This is a genomic window from Bacillus sp. FAU20, from assembly GCF_056033865.1.
On record NZ_JBVYHY010000003.1, the window covers coordinates 1,230,453 to 1,249,649 of the forward strand.

General features: G+C 32.5%; 16 protein-coding genes and 2 pseudogenes. 12 read left to right on the plus strand and 6 right to left on the minus strand.

The annotated features are described in order from the left end of the window. The first annotated feature begins 90 nt into the window (after positions 1-90). From AC0OM3_RS06670 to AC0OM3_RS06685, 4 genes and pseudogenes are all read left to right on the plus strand, one after another. Positions 91-7,976 (plus strand): annotated as a pseudogene (locus AC0OM3_RS06670) (amino acid adenylation domain-containing protein). Positions 7,977-8,142: 166 nt separating this feature from the next. Continuing rightward, on the plus strand, positions 8,143-8,880 hold the full coding sequence (locus AC0OM3_RS06675; RefSeq protein WP_474211201.1) for a condensation domain-containing protein: 738 nt from the start codon (positions 8,143-8,145) through the stop codon (positions 8,878-8,880). 672 nt (positions 8,881-9,552) lie between these two features. After that, positions 9,553-10,684: pseudogene (locus AC0OM3_RS06680) on the plus strand (RNA-guided endonuclease InsQ/TnpB family protein). A gap of 152 nt (positions 10,685-10,836) precedes the next feature. Next, positions 10,837-11,400 carry a beta-class carbonic anhydrase gene (locus tag AC0OM3_RS06685; protein ID WP_000838173.1) on the plus strand — a complete coding sequence of 188 codons (564 nt, stop codon included), beginning with the start codon at positions 10,837-10,839 and terminating at the stop codon, positions 11,398-11,400. Here the strand turns inward: AC0OM3_RS06685 and yidD are convergent. Next, positions 11,397-11,633 carry a membrane protein insertion efficiency factor YidD gene (yidD, locus tag AC0OM3_RS06690; RefSeq protein ID WP_197210098.1) on the minus strand — a complete coding sequence of 79 codons (237 nt, stop codon included), beginning with the start codon at positions 11,631-11,633 and terminating at the stop codon, positions 11,397-11,399. The two genes, AC0OM3_RS06685 and yidD, sit on opposite strands and share 4 nt — an antisense overlap. A gap of 128 nt (positions 11,634-11,761) precedes the next feature. Between yidD and luxS the strand changes: the two genes are divergently transcribed. The 4 genes from luxS to AC0OM3_RS06710 all read left to right on the plus strand — a co-directional run bounded on the left by luxS (position 11,762) and on the right by AC0OM3_RS06710 (position 14,241). Continuing rightward, a complete protein-coding gene (luxS, locus tag AC0OM3_RS06695) occupies positions 11,762-12,235 on the plus strand; it encodes an S-ribosylhomocysteine lyase LuxS (RefSeq protein ID WP_001141371.1) in 474 nt (157 codons plus the stop codon). Between the two features lie 236 nt (positions 12,236-12,471). Further along, a complete protein-coding gene (locus AC0OM3_RS06700; RefSeq protein WP_000362242.1) occupies positions 12,472-13,233 on the plus strand; it encodes a MerR family transcriptional regulator in 762 nt (253 codons plus the stop codon). Next, on the plus strand, positions 13,230-13,925 hold the full coding sequence (locus tag AC0OM3_RS06705; RefSeq protein WP_000145222.1) for a DMT family transporter: 696 nt from the start codon (positions 13,230-13,232) through the stop codon (positions 13,923-13,925). Before AC0OM3_RS06700 ends, AC0OM3_RS06705 begins: the two co-directional genes overlap by 4 nt. 1 nt (position 13,926) lies before the next feature. Continuing rightward, positions 13,927-14,241 (plus strand): DMT family transporter, encoded by a 315-nt coding sequence (locus AC0OM3_RS06710; RefSeq protein ID WP_000312334.1) that lies wholly within the window; start codon positions 13,927-13,929, stop codon positions 14,239-14,241. 25 nt (positions 14,242-14,266) lie between these two features. Here AC0OM3_RS06710 and AC0OM3_RS06715 read toward each other — a convergent pair whose 3' ends face one another. The 4 genes from AC0OM3_RS06715 to ytzI form a co-directional block, all read right to left on the minus strand. Beyond that, complete coding sequence (locus AC0OM3_RS06715) at positions 14,267-14,497, minus strand: DUF3953 domain-containing protein (RefSeq protein ID WP_000957185.1); 231 nt, start codon at positions 14,495-14,497, stop codon at positions 14,267-14,269. A gap of 342 nt (positions 14,498-14,839) precedes the next feature. Beyond that, positions 14,840-15,070, minus strand: coding sequence for a DUF3953 domain-containing protein (locus AC0OM3_RS06720; protein WP_000912056.1), 231 nt, complete (start codon positions 15,068-15,070; stop codon positions 14,840-14,842). 14 nt (positions 15,071-15,084) lie between these two features. Then, a complete protein-coding gene (locus AC0OM3_RS06725; RefSeq protein WP_000944462.1) occupies positions 15,085-15,315 on the minus strand; it encodes a DUF3953 domain-containing protein in 231 nt (76 codons plus the stop codon). Between the two features lies 1 nt (position 15,316). After that, positions 15,317-15,466: a YtzI protein gene (gene ytzI, locus AC0OM3_RS06730; protein ID WP_000472791.1), complete on the minus strand. Its 150-nt coding sequence runs from the start codon at positions 15,464-15,466 to the stop codon at positions 15,317-15,319. Between the two features lie 83 nt (positions 15,467-15,549). Here ytzI and AC0OM3_RS06735 point away from each other — a divergent pair, with 83 nt between their 5' ends. The 3 genes from AC0OM3_RS06735 (at position 15,550) to AC0OM3_RS06745 (ending at position 17,080) form a co-directional block, all read left to right on the plus strand. Next, entirely contained in the window at positions 15,550-15,867 is a 318-nt protein-coding gene (locus tag AC0OM3_RS06735; protein WP_000448412.1) for a hypothetical protein, read from the plus strand. 84 nt (positions 15,868-15,951) lie between these two features. Further along, complete coding sequence (mutTA, locus tag AC0OM3_RS06740) at positions 15,952-16,431, plus strand: antimutator 8-oxo-(dGTP/GTP)ase (protein ID WP_000276385.1); 480 nt, start codon at positions 15,952-15,954, stop codon at positions 16,429-16,431. Between the two features lie 112 nt (positions 16,432-16,543). Beyond that, positions 16,544-17,080: a DUF3267 domain-containing protein gene (locus AC0OM3_RS06745; protein ID WP_089148192.1), complete on the plus strand. Its 537-nt coding sequence runs from the start codon at positions 16,544-16,546 to the stop codon at positions 17,078-17,080. Between the two features lie 162 nt (positions 17,081-17,242). On the opposite strand, the gene AC0OM3_RS06750 is transcribed toward AC0OM3_RS06745, so the two are convergent. Further along, positions 17,243-17,908, minus strand: coding sequence for an HAD family hydrolase (locus AC0OM3_RS06750; RefSeq protein WP_089148193.1), 666 nt, complete (start codon positions 17,906-17,908; stop codon positions 17,243-17,245). A 92-nt stretch (positions 17,909-18,000) separates the two neighbouring features. On the opposite strand from AC0OM3_RS06750, the gene AC0OM3_RS06755 reads away from it, so the two are divergent. Continuing rightward, positions 18,001-19,113, plus strand: a complete 1,113-nt coding sequence (locus AC0OM3_RS06755) for a regulator of G-protein signaling domain-containing protein (RefSeq protein ID WP_000661681.1) — start codon at positions 18,001-18,003, stop codon at positions 19,111-19,113. The last annotated feature ends 84 nt before the right edge of the window (positions 19,114-19,197 follow it).

Sequence of the window (19,197 nt, forward strand, 5' to 3'; positions counted from 1 at the left end):
AGTTAAGCTAGGCCCAATGGTTTGAATTTCAAAGATGTATATGGAATTTGATAGTTGTTTTAGTTATTTACTAATAGTGTGAGAAATTGAATGGGCACCGCGAAGGGAATGATTCTAGTTATGGATATTAAAGGGTTTATAAATGATTTGAAAAAATCAAACATTTTCTTATATCAGAATCAAGGGAAGATAAAAATTATTGGACCTCGTGAACTAATAACAGCTGAATTAAAGGGAAAAATAAAGTTATATAAAGAAAAAATTATTATAGCTTTAAAAAATGAAGATATAGAAAAAAAGAATGAAATTCCAAAAGCGAAACAATCAGAAAATAATTGTTATACCTTATCAATGGCACAAAAAAGGATGCTTATTTTAAATAATTTGGAATCTAAAGGTACGACATATAATATTCCTTTAGTTATCAAAATCGTGGGCGATTTTCAATCCAACTTTAATAATAATGCTTTTAAGGTACTAATTGATAGACATGAAGCATTAAGAACATCCTTTGTAATGATTGATGGAGAACCAGTTCAAAAGATAGAAAAAGAAATAGATTTTAAAATTGAATATAGTGAATTAGGAGAAGATAGCGTATCAGAACGAGTGGCACGATTTATAAGACCTTTTGATTTAGAGATAGCGCCGCTTCTAAGGGTAGAGATTTTACGTGTTAATCAGAATGGACAGATCATGATGCTTGATATGCATCATATTATTTCAGATGGAGTATCAATGGGCATTTTAATGAAGGAGTTAGCTGATTTAGTTAGAGAAAAAGAATTAGCACCATTAAAAGTTCAGTATAAAGACTATTCGGAATGGCAAAAAGAATACTATAAAGGAGATAACATAAAGCAGCAGGAGGAATATTGGCTCAAGGTATTTGAGGGTGACATTCCAGTTCTGAATATGCCAACTGATTTTCCAAGACCACAAATACAAAGTAGTGAGGGAGATAGGCTTGGTTTTGAAATAGATTCTGAATTAACAAATAAACTTAAATTTCTTGCAAGGGAAAATGGAGTTACTATGTATATGCTTCTTTTAGCAGTATATAAAACGCTTCTTTCTAAATATACAAGGCAAGAGGACATAATAGTTGGTTCACCAATTGCGGGAAGAACACATGATGATTTAAAAAATACAATTGGCATGTTTGTCAATACCCTTGCAATGAGAAGTTATCCAAAAGCAGATACTAAATTCATTGATTATTTAAAACAAGTAAAAGAAAACACATTAAATGCTTATGAGAATCAAGAATATCAATTTGATACATTAGTAGAGAAACTAAATTTAAGAAAAGAAACAAGTAGAAGCGCATTGTTTGATACGATGTTTGATATACAAACTCAAAATAATTTTGAGTTTAATATAAATGGAGTAACCACTGAGGTTTGCGATATTGATTTTAATGTGGCGAAATTTGATTTAAGTCTTACGGCGATAGAATATACAGATCATTTGAAATTTGATTTGCAATATTGCACAAAATTATTTAAAAAAGAAACAATCAAAAGACTTGCAGGTCATTTAGTAAATGTAATAAAGGAAATTACCAATAATCCGGGGCTTAAATTAGGAGAAATAAATTTACTTTCAGAAGAAGAAACGGAAATCATATTACACAAATTTAATGATACCATGGCCGAATTTCCTAAAAATAAGACCTTAAACCATGTATTTGAAGAGCAGGTTCTAAAAACACCAAATCATATTGCAGTTATATTTGAAGAGGAACAATTAACATATAAACAACTAAATGAAAAAGCAAATCGACTGGCAAGGTTGCTTAGAAAAAATGGTGCAAAGCCGGATACTGTAATAGGAATTATGGCGGATAAATCCCCAGAAATGATAATTGGCATATTGGCAATTTTAAAAGCTGGAGCAGCATATTTACCAATTGACCCTGAGTATCCTGAAGAAAGAATTGAATATATGCTAAAAGATAGTGAAGCAAAATTAGTTGTTACTCAGGAGCACTTACAATTCAAAGTAAGAATAGTTCCAAGTATTTTATTTAATGATGAAGAAATTAGTTCTTTAAATAAGGACAACCTAGAAAATTTAAATCATTCATCTGATTTAGCTTATTTAATATATACGTCAGGTTCTAGTGGAAAGCCTAAAGGGGTTATGACTACACATCGTAACGTCATTAACTATATTTATGCATTTTCAAAACAAATTACTTTAAATGAAGAAGATTCTATATTACAAGTAGTTTCATTTTCATTTGATGCTTTTACGGAAGAAACATTTCCTATTTTGGCTAATTCAGGGAAATTAATTATTAGTAAAAAAATTGGTGATCTGAACATAGATGAGCTAGTTAAAAATATTGAAAAATATAATGTGACTTTAGTAAGCTGTTCACCACTGTTACTCAATGAAATTGATAAAAATAAGCATTTAATACTTAATAAAAATATGAAATTTATTAGTGGTGGAGATGTTTTAAAGTATGAATATATAAAAAATATTATTGAGATTGCCGATGTTTATAATTCATATGGTCCTACAGAAACAACTGTTTGTGCAACATATTATAAGGTCAGTTCCAATGATTGTATGGGAATGAGTGTACCTATAGGTAAACCACTAAGCAATTATAAATTATATGTTTTGGATAATAACGCTCAATTACTGCCGATAGGAATACCTGGTGAATTATATATAGGTGGAGAAGGTGTAGCGCGAGGATACAAAAATAAAAAAGAATTAACTGAAGAAAAATTCAAGTCTAATGCTTTTAGTTTAGGAGAACGAGTGTATCGGACTGGAGATTTAGTAAGATGGCTACCTGATGGAAATATTGAATTTTTAGGTAGAATAGATAATCAGGTAAAAATTCACGGTTTAAGAATTGAACTGGAAGAAATTGAATATCACTTATTAAGACAATCGAACATAAAAGAAGCTAAAGTAATTGATAAAGAGGGGATAGATGGAAACAGATATCTTTGCGCATTTATTACAGTTAATGATTTGAATGAAGAACTGAACATAGATAAAGTGAGAGAGTTGCTTGCCAAAGTACTTCCTGGTTACATGATTCCTTTGCATTTCATAGAGATGGAAAAATTGCCGATTACACTTAATGGAAAAGTGGATGTGAAAGCATTACCGGAACCAGATTTCAATAAATTTATAGAAAATCATTATGAAGCACCTCGAAATCTAGTAGAAGAGAAGTTGGCTTTAGTGTGGAAGGACGTTTTGGGTATAGAGAAAATTGGAATAAATCATAACTTCTTTGAAGCTGGAGGACATTCACTAAAAGCTTTTTCATTGGTATCAAAGATACACAAAGAATTAAATGTTGAAATACCATTAAAACAAATATTTAATTTTCCTACTATCAAAGGCATTGGCGAATATATAAAAGGGAAAGAAACGAGCTCTTACTCAAAAATAAAGAAAGCTGAGGAAAAGCAATTTTATAATCTTTCATCGGCTCAAAAAAGGCTATATATTTTAAATCAAATAGAGGATAGTGGAATTACTTACAATCTACCAGTTGTTATACAAATGAAAGGGGCGCTTTCAATTGGACACTTTTGAAAAAGCCTTTAAAGCATTAATTGATAGACATGAAGCATTAAGAACTTCTTTTGTAACGATTGATGGAGAACCAGTTCAAAAGATAGAAAAAGAAATAGATTTTAAAATTGAATATAGTGAATTAGGGAAAGAGAACGTATCAGAACGAGTGGGGCCATTCATAAGACCCTTTAATCTAGAGGTAGCTCCTCTTCTAAGGGTAGAAATCGTACAAGTTAGTCAGGATGTGCATATCATGATGCTTGATATGCATCATATTATTTCAGACGGAGTATCAATGAGCATTTTGATGAAAGAGTTAACAGATATATTTGGAGAAAAAAAATTAGCGCCATTAGAAATTCAATATAAAGACTATTCAGAATGGAAAGAAAAGTTTTGTAACGGTGATAATATAAAGAAACAGGAGGAATATTGGCTTAAAGTATTTGAGGATGAGATACCAGTTCTGAATATGCCAACTGACTTTCCAAGACCACAAATACAAAGTAGCGAGGGAGATAGATTAAGTTTTGAAATAGATCCTGAACTAACAAACAAGCTTAAAATGTTTGCAAGGGAAGATGTAGTTACTATGTATATGCTACTTTTAGCAGCATATACAACGCTACTTTCGAAATATACGGGACAAGAAGACATTATAGTTGGCTCGCCAACTGCAGGAAGACAACATGATGATTTGAAAAATACTATTGGTATGTTTGTTAATACTCTTGTGATGAGAAATCGTCCTAAAGCAGACAGTAGATTCATTGATTATTTGAAGAAAGTAAAAGAAAACACCTTAAATTCTTATGAAAATCAAGATTATCAATTTGATGAATTAGTTGAAAAGCTAGCCTTAAAAAGGGATATTAGTAGAAACGCATTGTTTGATACGATGTTTTCTATTCAAAATTTAGATAATCTAGAGTTGAATATAAAAGGCTTAAAAATCGAACCGTATAACATTGATTTTAAAGCGGCAAAGTTTGATTTAAGTTTATCGGCAATCGAAAATACAGATCATATAGAATTTATTTTAGAGTATTGCACAAAATTATTTAAAAAAGAAACAATACAAAGAATTGGAAATCATGTAGTTAATATCTTAAAAGAAATTGTTAATAATCCTGAACAAAAATTAAGTGAAATAAATTTGCTTTCACAAGAAGAAAGAGAAATGATATTAAACAAGTATAATGATACTGCTGTTGAATATCCACTAGGTACTATACACGAACTTTTTGAAGAGCAGGTTAAAAAAACACCAAATCATATAGCTGTAGTGTTCGAAGAAAAGCAGTTGACCTATGAAGAATTGAATAAAAAAGCAAATAAACTAGCTAGAACTTTGAGAGAAAAAGGTGTTGTACAAAATAGTATAGTTGCAATAATGGTGGATAGATCAGTAGAAATGATTGTAGGAATATTGGGGGTTCTAAAAGCTGGAGGAGCATATCTGCCGATAGATCCAGAATACCCTACAGAGAGAATAGAATTTATGCTTGAGGATAGTAGTGCGGACATTATTATTACCCAAGAACATCTAACGGATAAAAATGGTTCCTACGGTGAAGTAGTAAATATAAATCATATAGATATATATGATATCGATGAAGATAATTTGAATCATATCAATTCACCAGATGATTTAGTGTATATCATATATACATCAGGAACAACTGGAAACCCTAAAGGTGTGTTAGTAGAGCATAAAAATTTGGTTAATGCCCATTACACTTGGAGAGATCACTATGAATTGTCAAAGTATGAAGTGAATTTATTACAAATGGCTAGTATGTCGTTTGATGTATTTGCAGGGGACTTATGTAGAAGTTTATTAAATGGCGGGACAATGTATATTGTACCGAGTCATATCAAGCTAGAACTAGATTTATTATATAAGATAATTAAGAAGTATAAGATTAATATTTTTGAATCCACTCCAAGTCTTATTATACCTTTTATGAATTATGTATATGAAAATAATTTTGATCTCACGACATTACGATTATTAATATTAGGTTCTGATAGCTGTCCTATACATGAGTACAAAAATTTGGTTAAAAGATATGGGGAGAATATGAGAGTAATTAATAGCTATGGAGTTACAGAAGCAACTATTGATTCTAGCTATTATGAAGAAGAGTACGATTATATACCACAAATGGTAAATACTCCTATAGGAAAGCCGTTAAATAACACAAAATATTATGTTTTAAACTCTTTATTAGAACCACAACCTATAGGGGTGTATGGTGAATTGTACATTGGTGGAAAAGGTCTTGCAAAAGGATACTTAAACAAGCCAGATCTTACTCATGAAAGGTTTGTTTCAAATGGCTTTATACCTGGTGAAAAAATGTATAAAACAGGAGATTTGGCAAGATGGCTTTCAGATGGAAATATTGAGTTTTTAGGAAGAATAGACAATCAAGTAAAGGTTCGAGGGTTTAGGGTAGAAATAGGAGAAATTGAAGCTAAACTATTAGGTAATCAAAATATAAATCAGGCGGTAGTAATTGATCGGAAAGATAATGCTGGTTTTACCTATTTATGTGCATACATAATAGCTAAAGAGGAGCTAACTACAAGTGAATTAAGAGACTACTTGTCAAATTATTTACCAGATTATATGATTCCTTCATTTTTTATTCAATTAGATAAAATGCCTCTTACACCGAATGGAAAAATAGATAGAAAAGCATTGCCTCTTGTACAAGAGGGGGACCTTTCTAAGGGAACAGATTATGAAGCGCCTCGAAATGAAGTGGAAGAACATCTTGTATCAGCTTGGCAGGATGTCTTGGGTATTAAAGAAATTGGAATTAACGATAGTTTTTTTGAGGTTGGTGGAGATTCTATAAAAGCGTTACAAATAGTTTCTAAACTATCGAAAGTGAATCTTAAACTCAAAATTAAAGATTTATTTGAAAACCCGAAAATTAAAAATCTTAGTAAGTATGTAAAAAATGAATCGAGAGTAAAGAAAAACTATGAAATAATTCAGGGAAATGTTCCTTTAATGCCAATACAGAAAAGACATTTTGTATTAAACGAAGCATTAAATAATAAAGAGCTAAATCACTATAATCAATCATTTATGCTGTATAGAAAAAATGGATTTGAAGAACAGATTGTAGAAAAGGTGTTTCGTAAAATTTGTGAAAAACACGATGCTTTACGAATGATTTATAAAGAGGAAAATGGTGAAATTATTCAATATAATCGTGATTTAAATGGGGATTTCTTTGATTTATATGTCCATGATATTAAGAATCAAGATAATCAACAGGAGATAGTGGGTCAACTAGCAACAAATATACAAAAAGAAATTTCGATTACTGACGGTAAAATGTTAAAACTTTGCATTTTTAGAACAAATGAGGGTGATCATTTGCTTATTACTATCCATCATCTTGTAATAGATGGAGTATCATGGCGAATATTATTCGAAGATTTCGAAATGTTATACAAACAAGCATATCTCAATGAAAAACTTGATATAGGTTTTAAAACGGATTCATTTAAGGAGTTTTCAGAAAATTTAATGGATTATGCGGTAGGTAATAAACTTCTAAAAGAAAAAAAATATTGGGCAGACATATCTAAAATGAAAGTAGATTTTTTAGCAAAAAATGAAGAAATAGATGTGACCGATTATAAAAATAGCAAGACCTTAACCATTTCACTAAATAAGGAGAACACTCAAAAGTTATTGGGAGTAAACAAACAAAACATATAATACTCAAATAAATGATATCCTTTTAGCGGCTTTGTTAGTAACAGTAAGAGATTTAACAGGAGAAAACAGGCTGAAAATTCTCATGGAAGGTCATGGAAGAGAAGAAGTCATTGAAAACATAGATGTTAGTAGGACTATTGGGTGGTTTACTACAATATACCCTGTATATTTTGATTTAGGTAAAGAAAAAGAAATTTCTATGAGTATAAAATTGGTAAAAGAGACTTTAAGAAAAATTCCTAATAACGGAATAGGATATGGGGTTTTAAAATACCTAAAAAAGGATCAAGATTTGTTAAATGATGAAACGGCACCTATATTATTTAATTATTTGGGAGAAATGAGTAAAAAAGCGACCGATGAAGAGTTTTCTGCATCATGGCTATCACCTGGCGAAAGTATAGGTGGCGAAAATGCAAGAGATGCTTCTATAGAAATTAATTCAATAATTGTAGAGGATACATTAATAATAAACACTACCTTCAATGAAGGGGAATATTCTGAATTTTTAATCGCTGATTTTAACCAAAAGTATAAAGAGAACCTTGAAATGATAATCAATCATTGTATTAATCAAACGGAATCAGAAAAAACAGCTTCCGATTATGGTTACAATAAAATGTCACTAGAAGAGCTTGATGAGTTACTAGGTGAATATGAATTCATCGATAATTAAAGCCTGGAGGCAAAACACAATCATAGCGACTACTTAATTGTACAAATCATATTTATAATTTTTGTGCCTTTTCCGACGGAAACTATTTAGGGGGATAAATTTATGAAAGTTAATAAAGTTGAGAAAATCTATCCATTGTCAAATATGCAAAAGGGGATACTGTTTCATGCTATTGAAGATAAAAATTCAGATGAGATATTTTGAACAAATTATATTAGATATAAAAGGTTATGTAGATGAAACTATTTTTGAGGAAAGTTTCAACGAGATTATGAAACGGCACGAAGTGTTAAGAGCATCATTTAATTATAAATTGGACGAGCCATTACATGTAATATTAAGGGATAGAAAAATTAAGTTTAGCTACAATGATGTAAGTAATTTAGATTTAAACACTAAAGATTTATATGTGGAAAAATATATAGTAGATGATAAGGTGAAGGGCTTTGACCTAACAAAAGAAACCCTTATGAGAATTTGTTTGATCAAAACAAATGATAACTCATATAAAGTAATTTGGAGCTTTCATCATATATTACTTGATGGTTGGTGTATTGGGATTATATTAGATGAGTTATTTACTATCTATTCACATAAAATGAAAGGTGAAGAGCATCAATTAGAAGATCCTAGACCCTATAGTGATTATATAAATTGGCTAAATAATCAGGATAATGAAGAAGGATTGAAGTATTGGAGTAAGTATCTGGAGGGGTATGAGTCAACTGCTACCCTCCCTAAATTTAATAACTCTAGTGCTGGAAAGTATCAGAGAAGAGAAAAAGTGATAGAGTTTTCAAAAGAGTTAACTGATAAGATTACACAACTGGCAAATAAGAATAACGTCACCTTAAATACAGTGATGCAGAGTATTTGGGGGCTTATTCTAGCGAAGTATGGGTAACTAACTGTTACGATTTATTTAACCAATTATAACTAAAGTTAATTAAATATATCAGTAAGCCCTGCTAGTCAAGTGATTGGCTAGTAGTGAGGGTTAACTGCGGGCAATCCCTAAAGCTGATTGAACTACAACGTGGCTAGAAATAGCGAGCGTGAATGTTGCGAAAGCAGAAAAAATCAATCAGATGGTGCAAGGTTAAATCCTAAACACTAGAACAATGGGTCTTCCGCATCGAATCATCTAAGTCAAAATGGATAAGATGAACGTTCAACGACTATCTCGTGTAACTGACGAGAGTACATCACAAGCCTATGGTGATGGAAAAATCCTCTATCTCTAAAGAGATAAACATATAGTCTGCGCTCATGTGAAAACATGAGAAGTTCATAAGAGAACTGGCTAAGGAATTGCGCCCTTAGTTGAACGAGATACATTTAATTAAATCTATCAAACCTCATTGAATATATCGAACGTATGTGCTATGTTAGATTCAATGAGGTAAGAGTAATAATGAAATTTTTACGAGTTAGTCAAGTATCAGAATTAACAGGTTTGCATCCGAGTAGTCTCAGGAGAATGCTGGTGGAACACGCTACGATTCAGAAGAACAAATCTTTCATTATCTGAAAGGTGAGTGCCTGAATAATCGCACAGTAAAGGAGTAGACTTCTGATGATATTGGCGAAGAAAGTTAGACTAATCCCAACGCCTGAACAAGAAAAAGTGCTTAGAAACCATGCTGGTGCTGCAAGATTTGCTTATAACTATTGTAAAAGAATGAGTGATAGATATTATAAGCTATTTGGAAAATCTGTTTCACAGTTAGTTTTACAGAAACGATTTACAAAGATCAAGAAGCGAAAGAGATATGAGTGGTTAAATGACATCAATGCACAAGTTCCCAAACAGGCTTCAAAAGATTTTGATACGGCGAGAAAAAATTCGTTCAAAAAGTACAAAAATGGTTATCACACTTCTTATAAATCCAAAAAAGATTTAATCCAAGGATTTTATGCCAATTATGAAAGACTGATTATAGGAAAGAAAGTAGTTCATATTCAGTCTATTGGAGAAGTGAAAACAAGCCAACAACTACCAAGAAACAAAAAACCATCCAATCCAAGAGTTACCTTTGACGGTCGTCACTGGTGGATTAGTGTAGGGTTCCAAGAAGACTTTGAATCACAAGAACTAACCGATGAGTCGATTGGTGTGGATGTTGGTTTAAAAGAGCTGTTTGTAGCTTCTAATGGTACGAAAGAACGAAATATAAACAAAGATGCCAAGGTTAAAAAACTTTTGAAAAGGAAAAAGTCAGCGCAAAGAGATATGTCTAGGAGATTTAAAAAAAGGTGTAAAAATTCAATCTACCGGATATGAAAAAGCGAAAGCTGAGCACCTGCGGTTATCTAGGAAAATTACGAATATCCGAAATAACCATATCCATCAAGCAACAGCTAAATTGGTGAAAACCAAACCAATGAGGATTGTTGTGGAAGACTTATCTATTTCAAACCTGTTAAAAAACAAAAAACTATCGAAAGCATTTTCATTTCAAAAATTACACTTCTTCTTTCAATGTTTATCATACAAGTGTGAGAAGTACGGCATTGAGTATGTAAAAGCTGATAAATGGTTCGCTTCAAGTAAGATTTGCTCATATTGCGGTGTAAAATACGACCATTCAGTTCAACCAGAAGGACAGTGGAGTTTAAAGATTCGTGAATGGTGTTGTGCTTCATGCAATAGCCATCACGATAGGGATGTAAATGCGTCGATAAATTTATCAAGATGGGTAAAATAAATGCTTGATAATAGGAGGTAACGATACTGCCTCGTGTGGAGTGTTATACCCCTCGTCCCTTTGGGGCTGCGAGAACACGATGAAGCACTAACTTGTGTAAATTTGATTGAATTGTATAGATTTAGTTAAGTTTATCGTATCGGTTCTTTACTATGAAGTCATTAGAAGAGATTTTACAATACAATGAAAAATTTGTTGAAGAGAAAAGATACGAAGAGTATGAAACGGGAAAATTCCCGAATAAAAAAATGGTAATTATCTCTTGTATGGATACTCGTCTTGTTGAATTATTACCAAAAGCAATGAATATGCGTAACGGTGATGTGAAAATTATTAAAGTAGCAGGAGCTGTTATCTCACATCCATTCGGAAGTATTATGCGTAGTATTTTAGTTGCTGTATATGAACTTGGTGCTGATGAAGTTTGTGTAGTTGGTCACCACGATTGCGGTATGGCAAAAATTCAGGCAAGCAGTACAATTGAGAAGATGAAAGAGCGCGGTATAACAAATGAGAAATTAGATACACTCCGTTATTCTGGAATCGATTTAGAAAGATTCCTACAAGGGTTCTCTAGTGTAGAAGAAAGTGTAGAACATAGTGTATCAATACTTCGCAACCATCCATTACTTCCAGAAGAAGTACCTGTTCACGGTCTTGTTATAGATCCTGATACAGGAAAATTAGATTTAGTTGTGAATGGTTACGACAATTAAGAATTTACTTTGTCATCCTTTTTATCTGGGACAGGATCAAATCCTCCCGGGTGGAAAGGGTGACATTTTAATATACGCTTACAAGTAAGCCAAAAACCTTTGAGTGCACCATGTTTTTGAAACGCCTCTAATCCGTAATGAGAACAAGTTGGATAAAAGCGGCATGTTGGTGGTGTCATCGGAGAAATGAACTTTTGATAAAAGCGTATAATCCTAATAAAAATCTGTTTCATAATGGTCTCCTTTTCAGCATACTCTTAAAGTATTATAGCACGACTGTACATAATACTTTACTAATGTGCATTTCCGTTATATCATATTGGATATAACGGAATTAAATTAAAAGCGGGAGAGATGTTGTATGCCATCAGTAGAAAGCTTTGAATTAGATCATACGATTGTAAAGGCACCTTATGTAAGACATTGCGGAGTTCACAATGTAGGTAGTGACGGTATTGTAAATAAATTTGATATTCGTTTCTGCCAACCGAATAAACAAGCAATGAAACCAGATGTTATTCATACGTTAGAGCATTTATTAGCATTTAATTTACGTAAATATATTGATCGTTATCCGCACTTTGATATTATCGATATTTCACCGATGGGCTGCCAAACAGGATATTATCTTGTAGTAAGCGGAACACCGACAGTACGAGAAATTATTGATTTATTAGAACTAACATTAAAAGATGCGGTTCAAATTACAGAAATTCCAGCTGCAAATGAAACACAATGTGGTCAAGCGAAGCTTCACGACTTAGAAGGAGCACAACGCTTAATGAACTTCTGGTTAAGCCAAGATAAAGATGAACTTGAGAAAGTGTTTGGATAAAGAAAAACTGCCTGTTAAAGGGCAGTTTTTTTATTTGTAAAAGAGAAAAGTACAGGTTTTATAGAAAAACAATGAGTTTCACTTATGAGCATTTTTAAGAAATGAAAGGCAGTAGGTGAATATATTAATGAGAGCTCCTGTTTGAAAAACAGGAGTTTTTTGTGTGAATGGAGTATTGACTTTAACGTATACGTCAAAGTTTATAGTGAAGATAAATAAGGCGTGAGGAGGAAACGATGGATAAGTATAGCATTGGTGAAATTTCAAAAGAAACGAATGTAACGACGAGAACACTTAGATATTATGAGGAAATTGGATTATTAAAACCGTCGTACGTTGCTGAGTCAGGATATCGTTACTATTCAAAAGATGATGTAATTACATTGCAACAAATAACAACGTTTAAAAAGCTTGGTTTTAAGCTTTCGGAAATAAAAAAAGTGTTAAAAGAGGAAAAGGGGAATTCAGAAGAAAGATGGAAAAGTGCAATTCAAAATGAAATTCAAACAATACAAGCGGAAGTAAAAAGATTAAAGGACTTAGAAAAACTATTATATACAGCATTTCATTCCATTGAATTAACAGGAGAGCTTAAAACAGAAGATTTAATGTTATTCATAAAATCAGTACAGGGAATTGAGCAGAGAGAAAATTTCCGACAAAAATATTTTACGGAGGAAGAACAGAAGGTTATAGAGGATTTACCAACACTTGAAGAAAACGATGAAAGAACAAAAGAATGGTTACAAGTATTAAGAGAAATTCGTCAGCGTATAAATGAACCAGTAGATTCACCGGAAATTCAAATGTTAGCGGAAAGGGTAGTGGCTTTTTCAATGCACGTATTTCATGAAGATGAACAATTAATAAATAAGTATTGGGATTTAATTAAACCTGAAGAGGGAGAGATTGCAAGAGTATACGGACTTGATTTAGAAACGATGAATTATATAGAAAAGATGATAGATTGTTATTTAAAAAAGGAGGAGGGTAAATGACTGGCGCGGGAAAAGAGAAGCTATATGGAATTAAGCATGCGCGGATGGAGAGGCAATATTTTTATAAGCATCTGGGGATTTTCATTTTTGCACAGCTTCTATTTATTTTTATAGTAGGGCTTGTACCAGCTCAAGAGTTGCCAAGCGGTTCCTATTTCCTTCATATGAAAGAGTGGATTTTAAATAAACAAATTGGATTTTATAAAAATGAAACGATTAATACGATTACAAGTGTCTGGACATCAGTGCTTATTATTCATTTTATATGGGCGATGTCTTACATTCTTTTTCCGAAAAAGAAGCGTAATTCTTCGAAACAAGAAACAAGAGAAGAGATAAAAGAAGAAGTGAAAAAGAAAAAGGAGATTAGCATAAATAGGGCGTGGATGTATTTAGTATTTGGGGGCTTAATTGAAATATATTGGGCGACAGGATTAAAAACAAATTCAATGAGTATTTTGACACTCATTGCAATTTTAGTGAGCTTTCAACTACTAATTGAAGCAACTAAAAAAATTCCAATTGGTACGGCATATGCAGTATTTACTGGGATTGGTACAGTTGGAACGATATTGGTAGATATTTTATATTTCAAAGAACCATTTTCGCTCATCAAAGTTTTCCTCGTTTGCTTATTGGCACTATTTATTATCGGATTGAAATTTAGTGGGAATAAGGAAGAGGTGAAATAAAGTGGCATGGATCTATTTAATTATAGCTGGGCTCTTTGAAATTGTCGGTGTAATTGGGATAAAGAAAGTAGCAAAAAATAATAGTTGGACGAATAATATTATTTTAATAGGTGGTTTTATTATTAGTTTTCAATTTTTAACGATGGCGCTTCAAGAAATTCAGTTATCGATCGCATATGCAGTTTGGACTGGAATCGGAACGCTCGGGGCAGCAGTTGTCGGTATTTTATTTTTTCAAGAACCTAAAAACGCTTTTCGGATTATTTGTATTGTTGGGATTATGGGGACGATTATTGGATTGAAAGTAGTGAGTTAAAGAAGAGCACACAAGCTCTTCTTTTTTATGGAAGTATGTCAGAAATCCCAACGAAGAAAGTGATTATCCCAACTATAAAACAAAAGATAGCTTTCGATTTTTGCTTTTGTTGTATTTCAGCAACTCCCGAAAGAATAAATGTGATGCTTAAAAGGATAAATACATAAGAGAAAAGAATAGAAATTCGTGTAAAAAGACTAAAAAAAGCAAGAATAAAAGCAATAGCAGATAGTAAGATTCGAAGGTTTGTTAGCATAGTATCCTCCAATTTATTAACTGTTTAAAAAATCCAAATTAGTGAGAGGTAATGGTCAGTAGGTGATTGGAAATTACATGTTATCTTTAGTGAAAGTAGTTCGATATTACAATGAAGAGCATAAGACTAGAAACGAAAAAATGCGAGATACCCATTGATTTTCTTCCGGATTTCAGTTCATTAATTCCTAGAAGAATAAAGAAACAACTGAGAGCAAATTGCATGTATGGGAGAAGTGTGAAGTTGTCGGTAGCAAGAGAATAAGTGCAAAGAGAGAGTGTGAGAAGCATGAAAAAATAGCGTAATCCAGTTAGCATTGTATACCTCCTTTAAAGAGACTATTTATCGAAATATTTCTGAGAAGCCAAGAAATAAAGCACCAGCTCCTGCTAACAGAGCAAGTATACTACCACCTTTTTGCTGTTTTAAGATTTCCTCTATACTAATAACGAAAGCCATCATCCCTAAAAAGATGAACATATAAGGCATAATTTCTCTATTACTAGTAAAGAAACTATAGATTGCTATACATAAAGCAATAAGTGATAAAGTAATCCGTACTCCTTTTAGCATGCATGTACCTCCTTTTATTTTATATAGCTAATGATGAGAACAATCCAAATGAAAGCACCGGAAATAATACAAATAAGCCCAGTTGCTGCCTCCTTTTTCTTTATTTGTTCAAATGCGATGAGAAACATTAAAGCCCCTAATAGAAATTGTGAAAGAGGTAGAAAATTATTTTGACCTGTATATAATCCAATTGCCGACATAACGAACACAGTGAGTGCGATTGTGATGCGGAGTATACGAAGCATATTAGGAATTTTCCTTATTCTTTTTTGTATAAGGATTATCTTCTAGTTTATCGACGGAATGTTTATAAGCATAGCCTTTATTAATTGTCATGATGGAGAGTACGAGGATGATTAGGACGATGATAATACCGATAATTAATATTTTGAACATAAAACCCCTCCTTTTCTTTATTTTACATAATTTTGTAATTGATGAAAACAATAGAAAATAAAAGGATGAAAGAAGGGTGTTACATGGAAACGAAAAAAACATATTATATATCAATAGGAAATGGTCAAATTTCACAAGTGAAGACGGCGGATACGTATAATTTTGAAATTTATGCAAATGATGAGGAAATTACGGAATTAAGAGAGCACTTCGATCAAGCATATGTAGAAGATTTAGGTTCATTTGTACGCTCCCACGTTCCATTTGTTGAGTATCATCACGATTCAAATAATGACCGATATGATGAACAACTACAAAAAGCATATAGAATGATTTACGATTTAGGAAATCATGAGACGAAAGAATTAGTCGCGCAAATGGGAATAATCAATGGATTGTAATTGGATAATATTATGCAGAAAAGCGAGAATATGCTACAATTTGTGGTAGGAAAAACTTGTAACCATCAATAGGGGAGTAATGGCATGTACAAATTTAAAGATTATTACCACAACACTGTACAATTATCGTTTGAACGTTATCCATTTTCTCCTGAGCCAAAGCATGTTTGGGTTGTATGCCGGTACGGGGATCAATGGTTATTAACGCATCATTTACGTCGCGGTCTTGAATTTCCAGGTGGTAAAGTAGAACTAGGGGAAACACCGGAAGAAGCGGCAGTTCGAGAGGTTCATGAAGAAACCGGCGGCATAGTTTCTGATTTAACTTACTTAGGACAATACAAAGTATCTGGAAAAGACAAAATAATCATTAAAAACATTTATTTTGCAACAATTAGTGCGGTAGAAGAACATACGCATTACGAAGAAACGAAAGGGTCTGTTTTATTAAAAGACATTCCTGACAACATTAAAACGAATAGAAAATTTAGCTTTATAATGCGCGATGACGTATTAGCGCGTACGATGAAACATATAGAAGAAATCGGCTGTTTTACGAAGTAAAGTAGCCGGTTTCTTTTTTTGTATGTAAGAATAAATGTAAATATATCTTTATATTATTTTGGGTATATTATACAATTTTATAAAGATATATTTACATTTTAGGAGGGGGAAGATGGATAAAAGAAAAGAAACGACTGTTACTGTTTCGATGGTTAAATTAAACTTTTCTTTATTTTTTATAATAATTGCTTTGGCGTTTGGAATTGGTTATTTACATATATTTCTTTCAGGTGGGGTTCAAGTTGAAGTTACATTATTAACGATGTTTCTTTTTATTATCGCAATAATTGTTCTCGTTTGTATTCATGAAGCGATACATTTAATTGGCTTTCGCTATATCGGAGGTGTTCCGTGGAGTGAACTAAAATGGGGCGTTAATTGGAAATTAGGTGTTGCATATGCTCATTCTAAACAGGCGGTTACAGTAAAGCAAATGAAGAAAGTGTTAATGCTTCCATTTTTACCAACTGGAATTTTGCCAATTGTATTGGGATTAGCTATGAATCTGGAGCTACTCTCATTTTTAGGAATTCTACTAACAGCAGGTTGTATCGGTGACATTGCCTTATATCAAAAAGTTTCAAAGTTTCCAGATGATGCGCTAGTAAAAGATCATCCGAGTAAACCACAGTTTACAGTGTATGAATAATAATAGAAGGCGTTTTTGAACAACACCTCCTATTATTATTTTTATTTTTTTTCAGTAAATCGATATGTTGTGAAAATCATTGATATAATTTAATTACTATTATTGTGTTTTTATCCCGTTATTTGTCCGTAAAAGCCCGATTGGTGAGGGCTGATTAAAGTTTCACTTTATCTCCACTTCTAAAAACGAAAGCACCTCCAACAAATCATCTACGATACGTGAATGCTTAAAATCACCCCAAAACGAATCTTTTTTCCAAACACCAAGAATCCCTACTTGTTCAGAACCAAGCACATCGTTTTCTGGATGATCTCCAACATAAAGACATTCTTCTGCCTTAACATCTAGTCTTTGCAAAGCACGTTCGAAAATTTCAGGATGAGGTTTTTTAATTCCTTGAGCTTCTGAAACGAGAATGGTGTTTGCATACGTATGTATATGTAGTGCTCGAAGGTTGCTCATCTGAAAATCAGTAAAACCGTTTGTAATAATACCAATTTTAATGTCTCGCTGTTTTAACTGTTGAAGTAGTTCATGCGTGTTTTTGAAAGGAATACAATGATGTTGGAAGTTTGTAATGTAGTCGTGCAGCAGTTGCTCGTGCGTTAAAGTAGTAATGTTATATTCGGAAAGGAGAGTAGCATATACTTTATCTTTCCACGTATAGCCATTATTATCGAGTTCGAGAAATCTAGAACAATACTTTGATTTCTCTATACTCATCAAATGTGAGGAGAAGCGATTATATTGCTCACAAATAAATTGTTCTAAAGATTGGCGCCGATCTAATAGTGTTCCATCTAAGTCGAATAAGATTGCACGAATCATGAGAAGCCTCCTTGCAGTTTTTATAATTAATTATCGCATATTCGCAAAAAAATGATTATGATATTTTGTAGAATGGAGTAATGGGGGATTGTATGAAGGAACTATATGGCAAGTTAGTATGTTGTATTATAGCAAGCAGTTTAGTTGCAGGATGCGATAGTGCTCTCGAGGTTACGAAAGAAAAAGAAATTTGTAAAACAGAAGAAGAGTGCACGCAAATAGGAGATAAAACATTACAAAAAGTATATAAAAAGATAGAGGGACTTTCAGAACTTGAAAAAGTAGAGGATTATGACATAGAAGAGTATGAAAGTATGAATATGAAAGAGGCGGAACAGAAAAAAGAAGAGGATGATAATTACTTTTTTTTAGCTTCTTATTATATCGATGATGATGAAATTGTAGATCCTTATTTTGAGAAATTAGATCGTAAAAGATTGAATAAAGCTTTTGCAGATGACGAAGAAGCAAAAGATGATTTGTTAAGCCAGCGGCAAGATAGAGAGTATCATGAAACTTTATGGGACATGTATCGCACTCTCATTCCAGTGAAATATCGTGAGAATATAACAGGGTTTGATCTAATAACGGATGGTTATGACGGCGTTGTTGCTCATGTCATGCCAAGTATGGATGACCCGAGAGATTGGGTGCTTAGTTTAGACGTGCTTGATTCTGGGGTGAATATAGATGAAGTGATGAAAACATTAATTCATGAAACGGCTCACGTATTAACGATTGGAAATAAACAAGTACCAGTGGATAGAAAGTATTTAGAGGCGTTTGATGAAGAGAAAGACATTTCATCATATCGAAACAAATGTAAAACGCTGTTCGTGAAAAATGGATGTGTGAGAAAAAGTTCGTATATTAACCAATTTTATAATGAATTTTGGAAACCAATTGAGCAAGAGTGGACAGAAAAGAAAGTAGAAGAAAGTGAAGAGGCACAAGTTGAATTTTATAAAGAAAAGCATGATGATTTTGTATCGCTGTATGGAACAACAAATGTAACGGAAGATATCGCAGATACATTTACAGCGTTCATTTTACAAGATTCAAAAAAGGTGAAAGAAGGTACAGAGTTAAAATATAAGAAAATTGCTTTCTTCTATCAGTTTCCTGAGCTTGTAAAAATGAGAGCGGAAGTGCTGTCAGGATTAGATGATGTTTCGAAAACGATAGAACAACAAAGTGGAGATTAATGTGAGTTATGTGTTCGATATAGTTTCGTTAAAGCAAAACGCAAAGAATTAAAAATTCTTTGCGTTTTTTCTTATGTTTATAAA